Raw genomic sequence first — 13149 nt, forward strand, 5'->3', positions numbered from 1 at the left:
CGCAGGAGGAACGAGTTGCAAGAGTCGGCTGATGTCGTGATCATCGGGTTCGGTGCGGCCGGGGCCTGCGCGGCCATCGAAGCTGCCTCCGGGGGCGCTGACGTGCTCGTGCTCGACCGCTTCGGTGGCGGGGGCGCGACCGCGGCGAGTGGCGGCGTGGTCTACGCGGGAGGCGGGACCTCCGTCCAGCGGGAGGCGGGCGTCACCGACACCCCGGATGCGATGGCGGCGTACCTGCGGCTCGAAGTCGGCGACGCGGTCAGCCCGGCCACCCTGCGCGCGTTCGTCGACGGCTCGGCCGAGTCCATCGAGTGGCTCAAGGAGCAAGGCGTGCCGTTCGAGGGCAGCGTGTGCCCGACGAAGACCTCCTACCCGACGAACGACTACTACCTCTACCACTCCGGCAGCGAGCGCTCCCTCAGCGCCGACCCCGCACCCCGCGGCCACCGCGCGAAGGGCTCCGGCACCTCGGGAAAGATCCTTTACGCGCGCCTCGCGGAGTCAGCTGTGCGGGCCGGGGCGAGGGTCCTGCCGCAGACCCGGGTGACCGCACTGACCAGCGAGGACGGTCGAGTCACCGGGGTCGAATGTCGAACCCTCACCGACGCGCCCGCCTGGGTCAGGGCCAGGTATCGGCTGCTCGGCAAGTACGCGGCAAAGCCCGGCCTCTACGTTCCCGCCCTGCGCCGGGCGCTGACCAAGCGGGCCGAGCGGATCGAGCGCAGACACGGCAAGACCGTCACCATCACCGCTCGCCGGGGCGTGGTCATCGCGGCAGGCGGCTTCGTCGCCAACCGGGAGATGCTGCGCGAACACGCACCCGCCTACCGCGGCGGCCTCCCGCTCGGCACCTCAGGCGACGACGGCTCCGGCATCCGGCTCGGCCAGTCCGTCGGCGGCGCGGCCGGGGCGATGGACAAGGTGTCGGCATGGCGGTTCATCACCCCGCCCTCAGCGCTCCTCGAAGGCATCCTGGTGAACGAGCGCGGCGACCGGATCTGCGATGAATCGCGGTATGGCGCGGCCATCGGCCACGAGCTGATCACCCGGCACAGCGGCAAAGGCTGGTTGCTGATCGACGAGCAGGGAGTGCGCGCCGCCCGCGCCCAAGCCCGCTCGCAGTCGCTGTGGTTCCAGTACCTGCAGGTCCGCTACCTGCTGAAAGTCGCGCGGGTGAGCGGAAAGACCCTCGCTGAGGCCGCGGCCAAGGCCGGTGTCGACGCCGACGGACTCGCCCGCACCCTCGCCGCCTACAACGCCGCCGAGACCGACCCGCTCGGCAAGCCCGCCGACCTGGTCCGGCCACTCACCACCGGACCGTTCTCGCTGATCGACGTCTCGATCCGCCCCTCGGTCGGCTACCCCTGCCCGATGCTCACCCTCGGCGGCCTGCGCGTCGACGAGACCACCGGCCAAGTCCTGCGCGAGAGCGGCGGGGCCGTTGAAGGCCTGTACGCGGCGGGCCGGTCGGCTGTCGGCCTCTGCTCCGAGTCCTACGTCAGCGGGCTCTCGCTCGCCGACTGCGTGTTCTCCGGCCGCCGCGCCGGCCAGTCCCTCGCTGTCCCGATGGGAGATTCCCTTGCTCACGGCTGACGAACGCACCCAGCTGGCGGACCTGCTGCTGGCCGCCGAGACCGGGCGGGCGCCGATCGACCCGCTGGTCCTGGCCTACCCCGATCTCGACCCGGCCGACGCCTACGAGATCCAGCTCACCAACATCCGGCGGCGACACGCGGCGGTGGTCGGCCACAAGGTCGGTCTGTCGTCGGCGGCGATGCAGCAGATGATGGGCGTCGACGAACCCGACTACGGTCACCTGCTCGCGGACATGCGCCTCGACCAGCGAACCCCGGTCGACGCCGCTCGCTACTGCTATCCCCGGGTCGAGGTCGAGGTCGGCTTCATCCTCGGCGACGACCTGCCCGGCGAGGACTGCACCGAGGCCGACGTGCTGGAGCGCACCGAGGCGCTGGTCCCCAGCATCGAGCTGATCGACAGCCGGATCCTCGACTGGAAGATCAGCATCGCGGACACCATCGCCGACAACGCGTCCTCCGCCGGCTTCGTCCTCGGCGACGCCCGGGTCCGGCCCAGTGCGGTGGACACCAAAGGGATCGACGCCGTGTTGACCCGAAACGGCGGGGAGGTCGCGGCAGGCCGGTCCGACGCGGTCCTCGGCGACCCGGTCGTCGCCGTCGCGTGGCTGGCCCGCAAGGTCGCGTCCTTCGGCGTCCGGCTCAAGGCCGGACACGTGGTCCTGCCCGGCTCCTGCACCCGCGCGATCGACGCGCGACCCGGCGACACGTTCGTCGCCTCCTTCGCCGGTCTCGGCGACGTGTCCCTCCACTTCGGACGGAGTGCCCAGTGAGCAAGACGACCGCCGCGATCGTCGGGTCCGGCAACATCGGCACCGACCTGCTCTACAAACTCCTGCGCTCGCCGGTGATCGAGCCCCGCTGGATGATCGGCGTCGACCCGGCGAGCGAGGGCCTGGCCCGCGCCCGCGACCTCGGCGTCGAGGCCAGCGCCGAGGGCGTCGACTGGCTGCTCGCCGAGGACACCCTGCCGGACCTCATCTTCGAGGCCACTTCGGCTTACGTCCACCGGGCGAACGCGCCGCGCTTCGCCGAGGCGGGCATCCCGGTGATCGACCTGACCCCCGCCGCCATCGGCCCGTATGTCGTGCCGCCGGTGAACCTGGGGGAGCACCGGGACGCGGGCAACGTCAACCTCATCACCTGCGGCGGACAGGCAACGATCCCGATCGTGGCCGCCGTGTCCCGCGTGGTTCCGGTGTCGTACGCGGAAATCGTCGCCACCGTCTCGTCCGCGTCGGTCGGCCCGGGGACCCGGGCCAACATCGACGAGTTCACCCGCACCACCAGCCGGGGCATCGAGGTCGTCGGCGGCGCCGACCGCGGCAAGGCGATCATCGTGCTCAACCCGTCCGACCCGCCGATGGTCATGCGCGACACCATCTTCTGCGCCATCCCGGAGGACGCCGACACCGACAAGATCGCCCACTCGGTGCACGAGATGGTCGCCGAAGTCGCCAATTACGTGCCCGGCTACCGGCTGCTCTCCGACCCCCAGTTCGACCCGACCGACGACGGCGGACCCGCCCGGGTGACCGTCTTCGTCGAAGTCGAGGGCGCCGGGGACTTCCTCCCGCCCTACGCGGGGAACCTCGACATCATGACCGCCGCCGCCACCCGGGTCGGCGAGTTGCTTGCTACCCGAGGGGATTTGACGCAATGAGTTCTTCGAGGAAAAGCACCGCGCCCATCACTTTCTCCGACACCCTCGACCTCCGCGTCACCGACACCTCCCTACGCGACGGCTCGCACCACAAGCGGCACAAGTTCACCCTCGACGAAGCCCGCGCCATGGTGGCGGCCATCGACGGCGCCGGTGTGCCGGTCATCGAAGTCGCCCACGGCGATGGGCTGGGTGGGTCGTCGTTCAACTACGGCTTCTCGACCACCCCCGAACAAGACCTCATCAAAGTCGCGGTGGAGACGGCCCAGCGTGCCAAGATCGCCTTCTTGATGCTGCCGGGCGTCGGTGTAAAGGACGACATCCGCACCGCCCAAGACAACGGCGCGTCGATCTGCCGTATCGCCACCCACTGCACGGAGGCGGATATCTCGGTGCAGCACTTCGGCTTGGCGCGTGACCGGGGCCTGGAGACGGTGGGCTTCCTGATGATGGCCCACTCCCAGCCACCGGAAGCGTTGGCACAGCAGGCGAGGATCATGGCCGACGCAGGCTGTCAGTGCGTCTACGTGGTTGATTCGGCGGGTGCCCTGGTTCTTGAACAAGTCGCTGACCGAGTTGCCGCGTTGGTGGCCGAACTGGGCTCGGACGCGCAGGTCGGCTTCCACGGCCACGAAAACCTTGGTCTTGGTGTCGCCAACTCCATCGCCGCCGCCCGTGCGGGTGCGGTCCAGATCGACGGCAGCACCCGCAGATTCGGTGCGGGAGCGGGAAACACACCAGTGGAAGCGTTCGTCGGAGTGTGCGACAAACTCGGCATCCGTACAGACGTCGACTTCTTCGCCATCGTCGACGCGGCCGAGGACGTCGTGCGCCCGGCCATGCCCCAGGAATGCCTACTCGACCGAATGGCCCTGATGATGGGCTATGCGGGCGTCTACTCCAGCTTCCTACGCCACGCGTATCGGCAGGCTGAGCGATATGGGGTCTCCGGCGCGCGAATTCTGGTGCGCGCCGGAGAACGCAAGTTGGTCGGTGGGCAGGAGGATCAGCTCATCGACATCGCCCTGGAGTTGCGGCAGGAGGCCAAGTAGCTCCGAACCAGGCACCTCACGACATGTAGAGCTCCGGGTCGAACCGTTCGGCGGGCGGCGACAGCCGGGCGGTGAGAGCCGCCCTTGCCGTCCGGGCCTCTTCGATCGCGCTGTCCGACTGATCCAGTGCGGTCGTCAAGTAGCCAAGGTCGACGGGCACCCGAATAGGCAGAGCGGCCCGGGGCGGCGTGCTGTCCGGCCGAGGACTCGGAATATCCACCGACCCCAATTCCCGCGCCAACAAAATCGCCCGATGCCGACGCGCGTAACACTGCCCGACCCGCAGTTCCACCCGCCCATACTGCCGGCGAGCCCGAGCATCCAACCGCCGCGCCATGGCGATGTCCCGATCCCCAAGCCGAAGCGCCCGGAACCGAGACCCATCGGCCGCCTGAACAACACGAGTCAACGCACCAGCCCGCCGAGTAAGCGGCGACCCGTCAAAAGCCTCCTGCTGCACCAAAATCCACGGCGCCGCGATCGCACACCCAGCCAGTACAAGCCCCACCACCGTGGCCACCCCGACTTGTCCGACAAGCTCGCCCTCATGCCGAACCCGCAGCAGGATCGACAATGCCGCGAACACACTGACCAGCCCCAACACCGTCGCCGACATCGCAACCACGAACCCGCGCGGCGGAAATTCCTCCGCCGGGTCATGCGGATCGAGCCCGTCAGGCACCCGGTGCGCGCTCGCCACCCGCCAAGACCAGATCCGCTTTCCCAGCTCCACAGCCAGTTTCGCCTGCACCCCGGCGCCGAACACCGAGAACGCGGCGGCGGTGACCAGTGGCGCGGTGGCGGGCGCGGCCCAGTCGATGTTGAGCAGCAGGCTGAACACGGCGAACAGCGCCACCGCGTCCACGGCTAAGAGCACGTAGGCGAACACCGTCATCACCGAACTACGCGAATGCTGGTGGACTGTGACCCCCGCGTCCTGGTCGCGCTGGATCGTCCGCAAGGTCCCAGCCAAGTCCTTCCGCGCCGTGCGACCGGTCGCCGCCCAGCCCTTCTCCGCATTGGCGTGCCTGGCGGATCGCCTGCCACCGAGGACATGCGGCCGGTCGTCGGCGACCAGCGCGTTCTCCAGGTGGCGGGTCGCGCGGATCGCGGCGGTCATCGAACGCTCACACAATCGGCCGATTCGCCTGCCGCGCCTGCCGACCACCCGGCTCGCCGCGGCCTGCCCGTGCGCTTCGTGTTCGATCTCGGCGTGGTCTTGCGGCCCCCGACGGGCCAGGAACGCGACCGCACCCGAGTGCACCGGGTGCCGCAGCCACATCGACAGTGGCAGGTGGCGGATTCGTCGTGCCATGGCTCACTCCCCTCTACCGCAGACTGACCGTGACAGTTCGGTTCTGTTGCGCCGCGGCGGGAATCAGCGCCCCCGCCGCATCGCGGTCGGCGACCAGCGGCTGGTCGTAGCCGACCCCCTCGACCGTGATCGCCGCCGTGGGCACGCCGAGCCGGACAAGCCCGTCGCGCACCGCCGCGGCCCGCTGCCTGCTCAGCTCCCGAGCAGACTCCGCGGGCCCGACCGACGCGGTGTGGCCCACGAGACTCACCCGCGCCCCCGGCGGTGTCGCCGCCGCGAGCCGGGCCAGTAGCGGCTCAGCGGTGGGCAGCAGAACCGCCGAGTCCGGGCCGAACAGGATGTCGCTGGGCAGGTTGACCGCCTTCGGCTCGGCCGGGATCGGCGGCGGCTGCGGCACCGGGACCGTCGGCACCGGCGTCGTCGACAGCGGCGGCCCGCCGACAGCCGGGTCGCTGTCGCTGACGCACTCCCCGCCGCCGGCGCGGCAGAGCTTCAACCACATGTCGACCAGCCGGTTCCGCAGCGGCGGGGACAGCGTGTCCTGCGGGCGGGCCACCTCCCCGAGCCCGGCGAACACCACGCGCTTGCCGCGCAGATCCGGGACCAGGCCCAAGGATCGGGCCAGATCGGTCACCGAGTCGGCGCCGACGTGGTCCCAGTCGAGCCGGTCCACCGCGAGCGGCCCGGTGGTCTGCAGGCCCGACGAGATCACCACCGCGGTGACCCGGCCGGGCGTGCGGGCGATGTGGTCGAGCAGGGCGAGCAGGTCCAGGTGCCCGGAATTGCTGGCACCGTTGGAAAGCACGCCCGCGACCCGCTCCAGTTCGCGGCCCGTGAGGTCGGCCCGCCTGCCCGGGTCGTGCTCGATCTGGGTGCCGCGCCGCAGCCGCAGGTCGCGCTCGTCCACGACCACCGGCCGCTCGGTCCCGCTGCGCACGATCCGCAATGCGGCGCGGTCGCTGTGGATGGCCGCGGAAAGCTCCTGGCGGGCCAGGGTGGTGAGCGCGGGCCGGGGCTCGTTGGCCACGGCGGTCATCGCGATCAGCAGCGTCGTTCCCGCTTCGCCCGCCTCGGTGCCCGCGCATCCGGCCATGAGCGCGGTGGCGAGCGTGAGTGTGGTGATCCTTCTGGTGGTCATCGCGCGTCCTCCCCTCCACCGGCCGGGACCCGATTCCCGGCTTGGATGTGACGCGTGTCCACTCTCAGGTTGCGTCATGAGAGGGAACGAAGCAATGCCCTCATGCAATTGCATGGCACAACCAGGTCAATTCCACCCGATCGGTGCAGTCCGACGTGCGGATCTCCGAGGATCGTGGTGTACGGTCACGCGGCAATGGCGTGCCGCAATTGCACGGTGACCGCTGACGTCAAGGAGGGGCGATGCCGTCCCAAGGTCCGCTGATCCCCAGGCGGCGACTTGGGCAGCGCCTGCGCGAGCTCCGGGAAGCCGCCGGGATGCACCTCGAGGACGCGGCGGAGCGGCTCGAATGCAGTGTCTCGAAGGTCAGCAGGCTCGAGACCGGCCGCGGCATCCCCAAGCAGCGCGACGTCCGCGACCTGCTCGCCCTCTATCAGGTGGATGACCAGAAAGTGGTCGACCGCCTCGTGCGGCTGGCGGGCGACGGCCGCCGCCAGGCCTGGTGGCAGGACCTCTCCGACATCGTCAACACCAACCTGGACACGTTCATCGCGCTCGAATCCGAGGCGTCAAACCTGCGCTACTACGTCCAATCCGTTGTCCCCGGCATGTTCCAGACCTCGGACTACGCGCGCGGAGTGTTCCGGGCGCTCTACCCGCGCGACAGCGACTCGGCGCTGCGGCAGCGCGTCGACCTGCGCATGGGCAGGCAGGCCCTGCTCGCCGAGCGTGAGGACAAGCCGCGGATCAGCGCGGTCCTCGACGAAGCCACGCTGCACCGGTTCGTCGGTGGCCCTGAGGTCATGGACGGCCAGTTGCGCGCGCTGCTCGAAATCAGTGAGCGCCCGGATGTCACGTTGCGGATCTACCCCTTCTCCTCGGGGCCTGACCTGGGCATCCAGTGCACCTTCGTGGTGTTCACGTTCGAGAGCGAATACGACCGGAACTCGGTCCACATCGAACTTGGCGCGGGAGACCGGTGGCTCGAACAAGAGGCCGACGTGCTGCGTTACGCGCGGCTCTTCGACGATCTTGGCCGCAAGTGTCTCAGCGTGGAGGACAGCAAGGACAAAATCCGGTCTCTGATCGGCACCTACACCAGCAAGGATCAACCAGCTCAATGATCACCTATCGGAAGAGCAGCTTCTGCTCTACTGGCAACTGCGTCGAGATCGCCGTGCTCGCGGACGGTGCCGTCGCCCTGCGCGACTCCAAGGATTCGTCGCTGCCGCCGCACGTGTTCACACCGGAGGAGTGGATCGCCTTCACCGAAGGCGTGAAACACGGCGAATTCGACTATCCCGCAGTGGCGAACGGCCTCTCGGCGATGCCCCAATTGGTCGATAGTCCGCGCTAGTTATCGACCGCTAACCTGGATATTCGAGGGTCGTGTCACCCTCAGTCACAGGTTTGTCTGGCGCGACCCCGTTCGGCACGTTCACCGAGCGAGGAGTCCTCACCATGGCTGTCGTCTACCGCAGAAGCAGTTTCTGCACGTCCGGATCGTGTGTCGAGGTCGCGGTCACCTGGAACGGGTCATCGTTGCGCGATCGCGGACGTCGGGCGCTGGCGTTGCGTGCTGATACCTGGACCCGGCTGTTGTCGTGGGTTCGCGGCGGCCACTGGGACCGGGCCCGGGGTGGTGGGTCGCCGGTCTGATCCGCGACCTGTCGACACAAACGAGAACGTGTTCTAGTCTGAGTGGCATCAGCAGAACACGTTTCAGTTTGGGGTGCGGTCGATGAGTGACGACGTCCTAGCCGCGGTGGGCGAACTGCTTCCTGGCCTGCGTGAGCGGGCTCAGGAGACCGAAGACGCCAGGCGGGTTCCGGTGGAGTCGATCAAGGCGCTGCGCGAGGCGGGCTTCTTCAAGCTGCTGCAGCCCGCCCGCTTCGACGGGCACGAAGCCTCGCCGAACACGTTCTATCGGGCGGTGCGGATGATCGCGGCCGCCTGCGGCTCGACCGGCTGGGTGTCCTCCGTGCTCGGCGTGCACCCCTGGCAGCTGGCCCTGTTCGACGACCGGGCACAGCGGGAGGTGTGGGGCGAGGACACCGACACCCTGGTGTCCTCGTCGTATGCGCCGATGGGCCGGGCCACGCCCGTCGACGGCGGATTCCGGTTCAGCGGCCGGTGGAGCTTCTCCTCCGGCTGCGACCACGCGGGCTGGGTGTTCCTCGGCGGGCTGGTCCTCGGCGAGGACGGCACGCCGGTCGACTTCCGCACGTTCCTGCTGCCGCGCGCGGACTACGCCATCGACGACGTGTGGGACACCATCGGCCTGCGCGGCACCGGAAGCAACGACATCCTCGTCGAGGACGTGTTCGTCCCCGAGCACCGCACCCTGAGCTTCATGGCCACCGGCAAGTGCGTCTGCCCTGGCCACGCGGTCAACACCGCGCCCATCTACAAGCTGCCGTTCGCCTCGGTCTTCTCGTGCTCCATCTCGGTTCCGGTCATCGGCATGGCCATGGGCGCCTACGACGCGTACATCGGCTACACCCGCGAGCGGGTCCGCGCGTCCACCGGCGGCAAGGCCGCCGACGACTCCTTCACTCAGCTGCGCATCGCCGACGCCGCGAGCCGCATCGACGGCGCCATCAGCGCGATCGAGCGCGACATCGACGAGGAACTCACCTACGCCGAGGCGGGGGAGAAGATCCCGATGACGCTGCGGATGCGGGTGCGCCGCGACCAGGTCAACGCCACCGGGGCCGCGATCGGCGCGGTGGACCGGCTGTTCGAGAGCGCGGGCGGGCGGGCGCTGAAGGCGGGCACGCCCATCCAGCGCTTCTGGCGCGACGCGCACGCGGGCCGGGTCCACGCCATCAACGACCCGGAGAAGGCGCTGGCGATGTTTGGGCAGTCCGAGCTCGGCCTGCCGGTGCGGGACGCGTGGGTCTGATGACTTCCACTGTGGAGATTCGTTCTGGGTTCGTGGACGCCGGCGGGTATCAAGTGCACTACCAGGAATCGGGATCCGGTGCGCCGGTGGTGCTGCTGCACGGCGGCGGGCCAGGCGCGTCCGGCTGGAGCAACTTCGGACCGAACTTCCCGGTGTTCGCCGAGCGGTTCCGCACGATCCTCATCGACCAGCCCGGGTATGGGAAGTCCGACCGCCCTGAGGTGAAAGGGCAGTACTTCACCTTCAGCGCCGACGCCCTGCTGTCCACACTGGACGCTCTTGGCGTCGAGAAGGCTGACTTGGTCGGCAATTCCCTGGGCGGCGGCACCGCGGTCCGGTTCGCCCTGCGGCACCCGGATCGCGCGGGCAGGCTAGTGCTGATGGCACCCGGCGGGCTGAGCCTCAACGTGTTCTCCCCGGACCCGACTGAGGGCGTGCAGAAGCTCGCCCGGTTCGGCGCGCGGCCCGGACCGTCCAAAGAGAAGCTCGCGGAGTTCCTGCGGACCCTGGTCTTCGACCGCTCGCTCGTCACTGACGAGCTGGTGGACGAACGGTTCGAGGCCGCGGCGGACCCGGATTCATTGCGCGCCATGGCATCCATGGGGGCGTCCTTCATGCGGCCCGACACCTTCGAGGAAGGCATGCTCTGGCGTGAGGCGCACCGGCTGCGGCAGCGGGTGCTTCTGGTGTGGGGGCGCGAGGACCGGGTCAATCCGCTCGACGGCGCGCTGGTCGCGCTCAAGCTCATCTCCCGCGCGCAGCTGCATGTCTTCGGCCGGTGTGGACACTGGGCGCAGCTGGAGAAGTTCGCCGAGTTCAACCGGCTGGTGCTGGACTTCCTCACCGATGGGGGCAAGTGATGGGTATCCGGTCCCTGGCGTACCTGCGCATCGAGGCCACCGACATGCCCGCGTGGCGCGAGTACGGGCTCAAGGTCCTCGGGATGGTCGAAGGCAAGGGAAGCGACCCGAATGCGCTTTACCTGCGGATGGACGACTTCCCGGCCCGGCTGGTGATCGTCCCGGGCACCGCCGACCAGCTCTCCGCGTCCGGCTGGGAGGCGGCGAACGCGGCCGAGTTGGACGAGGTGCGGGCCAATCTGTCCGCCGCCGAGGTGGCGTTCAAAGAGGGCACCGCCGAGGAACTCGCCGACCGCCGGGTCGCGGAGCTGATCCGATTCGACGATCCGTCCGGCAACACCCTGGAAGTCTTCCACGGCGCGGCTTTGGAGCACCGTCGCGTGGTCAGCCCGTATGGACACCGGTTCGTCACCGGTGAACAGGGGCTCGGGCACGTGGTGTTGTCCACAAAGGATGATGAAGCGGCGCTGCGGTTCTACCGCGACGTGCTCGGTTTCCGGCTGCGCGATTCCATGCGGCTTCCCCCGCAGCTCGTCGGTCGCCCGGCCGATGGGCCGCCCGCGTGGCTGCGGTTCTTCGGGTGCAACCCGCGCCACCACAGCCTCGCGTTCCTTCCGATGCCGACCCCGAGCGGGATCGTGCACCTGATGGTCGAGGTGGAGAACTCCGACGATGTCGGGCTGTGTCTGGATCGCGCTCAGCGGCGCAAGGTGCCGATGTCGGCGACGCTCGGCAGGCACGTCAACGACCTGATGCTGTCGTTCTACATGAAGACACCCGGCGGGTTCGATGTCGAGTTCGGCTGCGAGGGCAGGCAGGTCGACGACGAGGACTGGATCGCCCGCGAGAGCACCGCGGTTTCCTTGTGGGGCCACGACTTCGGCGTGGGCATGCGATGACCGTGGCTACCACCGTCGACTCCCGGACATTCCGCGCGGCACTCGGGCACTTCTGCACCGGCGTCACCGTGGTGGCGGCGATCGACGGCGGTGAGCCGGTCGGCTTCGCCTGCCAGTCGTTCGCCGCGCTGTCGCTGGACCCGCCGCTGGTGTTGTTCTGCCCCGGCAAGCAGTCTCGCGCCTGGCCCGCGATCGAACGGGCGGGCCACTTCTGCGTCAACGTCCTCACCCACGACCAGCGCGACGTCAGCACCGTGTTCGGCACCAAGGGTGCCAACAAGTTCGCGGGCGTGCCCTGGCATCCGGCGCCGTCGGGTGCGCCCGCGCTCGACGGTGTGCTGGTATGGATCGACTGCGCGATCGAAGCCGTGCACGACGCGGGCGACCATCACGTCGTGGTCGGCCGCGTCACCACCTTGAGCGAGCCGAAGGACGAGCGGCCACTGTTGTTCTACCGCGGTCGATACGCCGCCACAGAAGCCTCAGAAGCGACCCCGGGCATCCTTGAGAACCTGATCACCTGGTCACGTCACGACGACTGGATGTAGTTGGGTTAGGTGGTCGCGTACCGGGGCGAACAGTTGGGCGCTGCCGTGTGCGCGCTTGAAGTACAGGTGGGCGTCGTGTTCCCAGGTGATGGCGATGCCGCCGTGTAGCTGGATCATCTCCGCCGCCACCGTCTGGAACGCCTCCGTGCAGTGGACTCTCGCCGCGGCCGCGAGCACCGGCAGGGCGCTCTCGTCCGCCTCGGCGGCGGCTTCCGCAGTGGCCCGGGCGGTCTCGACGAGGACGTGCAGGTCGGCCATGCGGTGTTTCAGCGCTTGGAACGAGCCGATCGGCCTGCCGAACTGGACCCGTTCCTTGCTGTACGAGACCGTCTCATTGAGACAGTGCGCCGCCGCACCGGCCTGTTCGGCGCTCAGTGCGACGCAAGCGAGGTCGCGGATGCGGGGCAGCGCGGAGGTCAGATCGCCGCCGAGGCGAACAGCCGGGGAGTCGACGGTGACGCTCGTCAGCCTGCGCGTCGGATCGAGGGTCGGCGTGCTCGTCCGGACCAAGCCGGGTGCGTCCGCCTTCACTTCGAACAGGCCGATTTCGGGGCCTGCCAAGGCGAAAACCAGCACCGTGTCGGCAATGTCACCATCAAGCACATAATGCGCCTGCCCGGTTACCCGCTGTCCGTGCGCTACGCAGGGTGGGTCACCCCACGTTCCCTGTGCGTCGGACCACACCAGCGTCGCGATCCGGCCCGCGGCGATTTCCGGCAGCAGTCGGGCGCACGCGTCGTCGTCGCCGGAGGCCAGCAGCGCGTGCGCGGCGAGGGTGGTTCCCAGTAGCGGCGCGGGTGTCAGGGTTCGGCCGAGTTCACCCAGGACCACGGCGGTTTCCGCGATGCCCGCCCCGAGCCCGCCGAAGCGCTCGGGGACCGCCAGCGCGGCGACGCCGATGTCCGCGCACAGGCGTTTCCAGAGCGCCGGGTCATACCCGAGATTGGACTCCATCGCCGTACGGACGGCCGAGGCGCGGGACAACAGCAACCGCACGGTGTCACGCAGCGCGATCCGCTCTTGAGTCACGGCACGATTTAACCAAACAATCGCTTGGTTGACTACCCGGACCAATGCGGTTGGTCCGACCGGGTTCGCTACTGTCACATGTCAACGTCGAACGCAAGGAGTGCCGGGTCATCGAAGAGGGTCAGCTTGTCGCCGATCGCTACCG

At 69.0% G+C, this 13149-nt stretch carries 13 protein-coding genes; 10 read left to right on the top strand and 3 right to left on the bottom strand.

The features are described from left to right. Positions 1 to 15: 15 nt before the first annotated feature. Genes ACUZ2Y_RS25080 through dmpG form a run of 4 tightly spaced genes read left to right on the top strand, consistent with a single transcriptional unit; the run spans position 16 to position 4310 of the window. The gene (locus ACUZ2Y_RS25080) at positions 16 to 1593 is read left to right on the top strand and encodes an FAD-binding protein (protein WP_476323187.1); all 1578 of its coding nucleotides are present in this window, start codon (positions 16 to 18) and stop codon (positions 1591 to 1593) included. Then, entirely contained in the window at positions 1580 to 2368 is a 789-nt protein-coding gene (locus ACUZ2Y_RS25085) for a 2-keto-4-pentenoate hydratase (RefSeq protein ID WP_476323190.1), read from the top strand. Before ACUZ2Y_RS25080 ends, ACUZ2Y_RS25085 begins: the two co-directional genes overlap by 14 nt. Then, positions 2365 to 3258, top strand: coding sequence for an acetaldehyde dehydrogenase (acetylating) (locus tag ACUZ2Y_RS25090; protein ID WP_476323193.1), 894 nt, complete (start codon positions 2365 to 2367; stop codon positions 3256 to 3258). Before ACUZ2Y_RS25085 ends, ACUZ2Y_RS25090 begins: the two co-directional genes overlap by 4 nt. Then, on the top strand, positions 3255 to 4310 hold the full coding sequence (gene dmpG / locus ACUZ2Y_RS25095) for a 4-hydroxy-2-oxovalerate aldolase (protein ID WP_476323196.1): 1056 nt from the start codon (positions 3255 to 3257) through the stop codon (positions 4308 to 4310). Before ACUZ2Y_RS25090 ends, dmpG begins: the two co-directional genes overlap by 4 nt. 16 nt (positions 4311 to 4326) lie before the next feature. On the opposite strand, the gene ACUZ2Y_RS25100 is transcribed toward dmpG, so the two are convergent. Together ACUZ2Y_RS25100 and ACUZ2Y_RS25105 are read right to left on the bottom strand one after the other, a co-directional pair. Then, positions 4327 to 5625: a hypothetical protein gene (locus ACUZ2Y_RS25100; protein WP_476323199.1), complete on the bottom strand. Its 1299-nt coding sequence runs from the start codon at positions 5623 to 5625 to the stop codon at positions 4327 to 4329. Between the two features lie 13 nt (positions 5626 to 5638). Further along, positions 5639 to 6763: an OmpA family protein gene (locus ACUZ2Y_RS25105; RefSeq protein ID WP_476323201.1), complete on the bottom strand. Its 1125-nt coding sequence runs from the start codon at positions 6761 to 6763 to the stop codon at positions 5639 to 5641. Between the two features lie 242 nt (positions 6764 to 7005). On the opposite strand from ACUZ2Y_RS25105, the gene ACUZ2Y_RS25110 reads away from it, so the two are divergent. From ACUZ2Y_RS25110 to hsaB, 6 genes are all read left to right on the top strand, one after another. Beyond that, on the top strand, positions 7006 to 7887 hold the full coding sequence (locus ACUZ2Y_RS25110) for a helix-turn-helix domain-containing protein (protein WP_476323204.1): 882 nt from the start codon (positions 7006 to 7008) through the stop codon (positions 7885 to 7887). Then, positions 7884 to 8120, top strand: coding sequence for a DUF397 domain-containing protein (locus ACUZ2Y_RS25115; RefSeq protein WP_476323207.1), 237 nt, complete (start codon positions 7884 to 7886; stop codon positions 8118 to 8120). The genes ACUZ2Y_RS25110 and ACUZ2Y_RS25115 overlap by 4 nt, the downstream gene beginning before the upstream one ends. 384 nt (positions 8121 to 8504) lie before the next feature. Next, positions 8505 to 9668: a 3-hydroxy-9,10-secoandrosta-1,3,5(10)-triene-9,17-dione monooxygenase oxygenase subunit gene (hsaA, locus tag ACUZ2Y_RS25120; RefSeq protein WP_476323210.1), complete on the top strand. Its 1164-nt coding sequence runs from the start codon at positions 8505 to 8507 to the stop codon at positions 9666 to 9668. Beyond that, entirely contained in the window at positions 9668 to 10528 is an 861-nt protein-coding gene (gene hsaD / locus ACUZ2Y_RS25125) for a 4,5:9,10-diseco-3-hydroxy-5,9,17-trioxoandrosta-1(10),2-diene-4-oate hydrolase (protein ID WP_476323213.1), read from the top strand. The genes hsaA and hsaD overlap by 1 nt, the downstream gene beginning before the upstream one ends. Further along, the gene (gene hsaC / locus ACUZ2Y_RS25130) at positions 10528 to 11427 is read left to right on the top strand and encodes an iron-dependent extradiol dioxygenase HsaC (RefSeq protein WP_476323217.1); all 900 of its coding nucleotides are present in this window, start codon (positions 10528 to 10530) and stop codon (positions 11425 to 11427) included. Before hsaD ends, hsaC begins: the two co-directional genes overlap by 1 nt. Then, positions 11424 to 11975 (top strand): 3-hydroxy-9,10-secoandrosta-1,3,5(10)-triene-9,17-dione monooxygenase reductase subunit, encoded by a 552-nt coding sequence (gene hsaB, locus ACUZ2Y_RS25135; RefSeq protein WP_476323220.1) that lies wholly within the window; start codon positions 11424 to 11426, stop codon positions 11973 to 11975. Before hsaC ends, hsaB begins: the two co-directional genes overlap by 4 nt. Here hsaB and ACUZ2Y_RS25140 read toward each other — a convergent pair. After that, positions 11952 to 13004 (bottom strand): acyl-CoA dehydrogenase family protein, encoded by a 1053-nt coding sequence (locus tag ACUZ2Y_RS25140; protein WP_476323223.1) that lies wholly within the window; start codon positions 13002 to 13004, stop codon positions 11952 to 11954. The two genes, hsaB and ACUZ2Y_RS25140, sit on opposite strands and share 24 nt — an antisense overlap. Positions 13005 to 13149: the final 145 nt, after the last annotated feature.

The sequence above is a fragment of the Actinokineospora sp. UV203 genome (assembly GCF_056323665.1).

Excerpts from the sequence above, each read along its gene's own strand:
- dmpG (WP_476323196.1), top strand. The coding sequence starts at position 3,255 with ATGAGTTCTTCGAGGAAAAGCACCGCGCCCATCACTTTCTCCGACACC.
- ACUZ2Y_RS25100 (WP_476323199.1), bottom strand. The coding sequence starts at position 5,625 with ATGGCACGACGAATCCGCCACCTGCCACTGTCGATGTGGCTGCGGCAC.
- ACUZ2Y_RS25105 (WP_476323201.1), bottom strand. The coding sequence starts at position 6,763 with ATGACCACCAGAAGGATCACCACACTCACGCTCGCCACCGCGCTCATG.
- ACUZ2Y_RS25110 (WP_476323204.1), top strand. The coding sequence starts at position 7,006 with ATGCCGTCCCAAGGTCCGCTGATCCCCAGGCGGCGACTTGGGCAGCGC.
- ACUZ2Y_RS25115 (WP_476323207.1), top strand. The coding sequence starts at position 7,884 with ATGATCACCTATCGGAAGAGCAGCTTCTGCTCTACTGGCAACTGCGTC.
- hsaA (WP_476323210.1), top strand. The coding sequence starts at position 8,505 with ATGAGTGACGACGTCCTAGCCGCGGTGGGCGAACTGCTTCCTGGCCTG.
- hsaD (WP_476323213.1), top strand. The coding sequence starts at position 9,668 with ATGACTTCCACTGTGGAGATTCGTTCTGGGTTCGTGGACGCCGGCGGG.
- hsaC (WP_476323217.1), top strand. The coding sequence starts at position 10,528 with ATGGGTATCCGGTCCCTGGCGTACCTGCGCATCGAGGCCACCGACATG.
- hsaB (WP_476323220.1), top strand. The coding sequence starts at position 11,424 with ATGACCGTGGCTACCACCGTCGACTCCCGGACATTCCGCGCGGCACTC.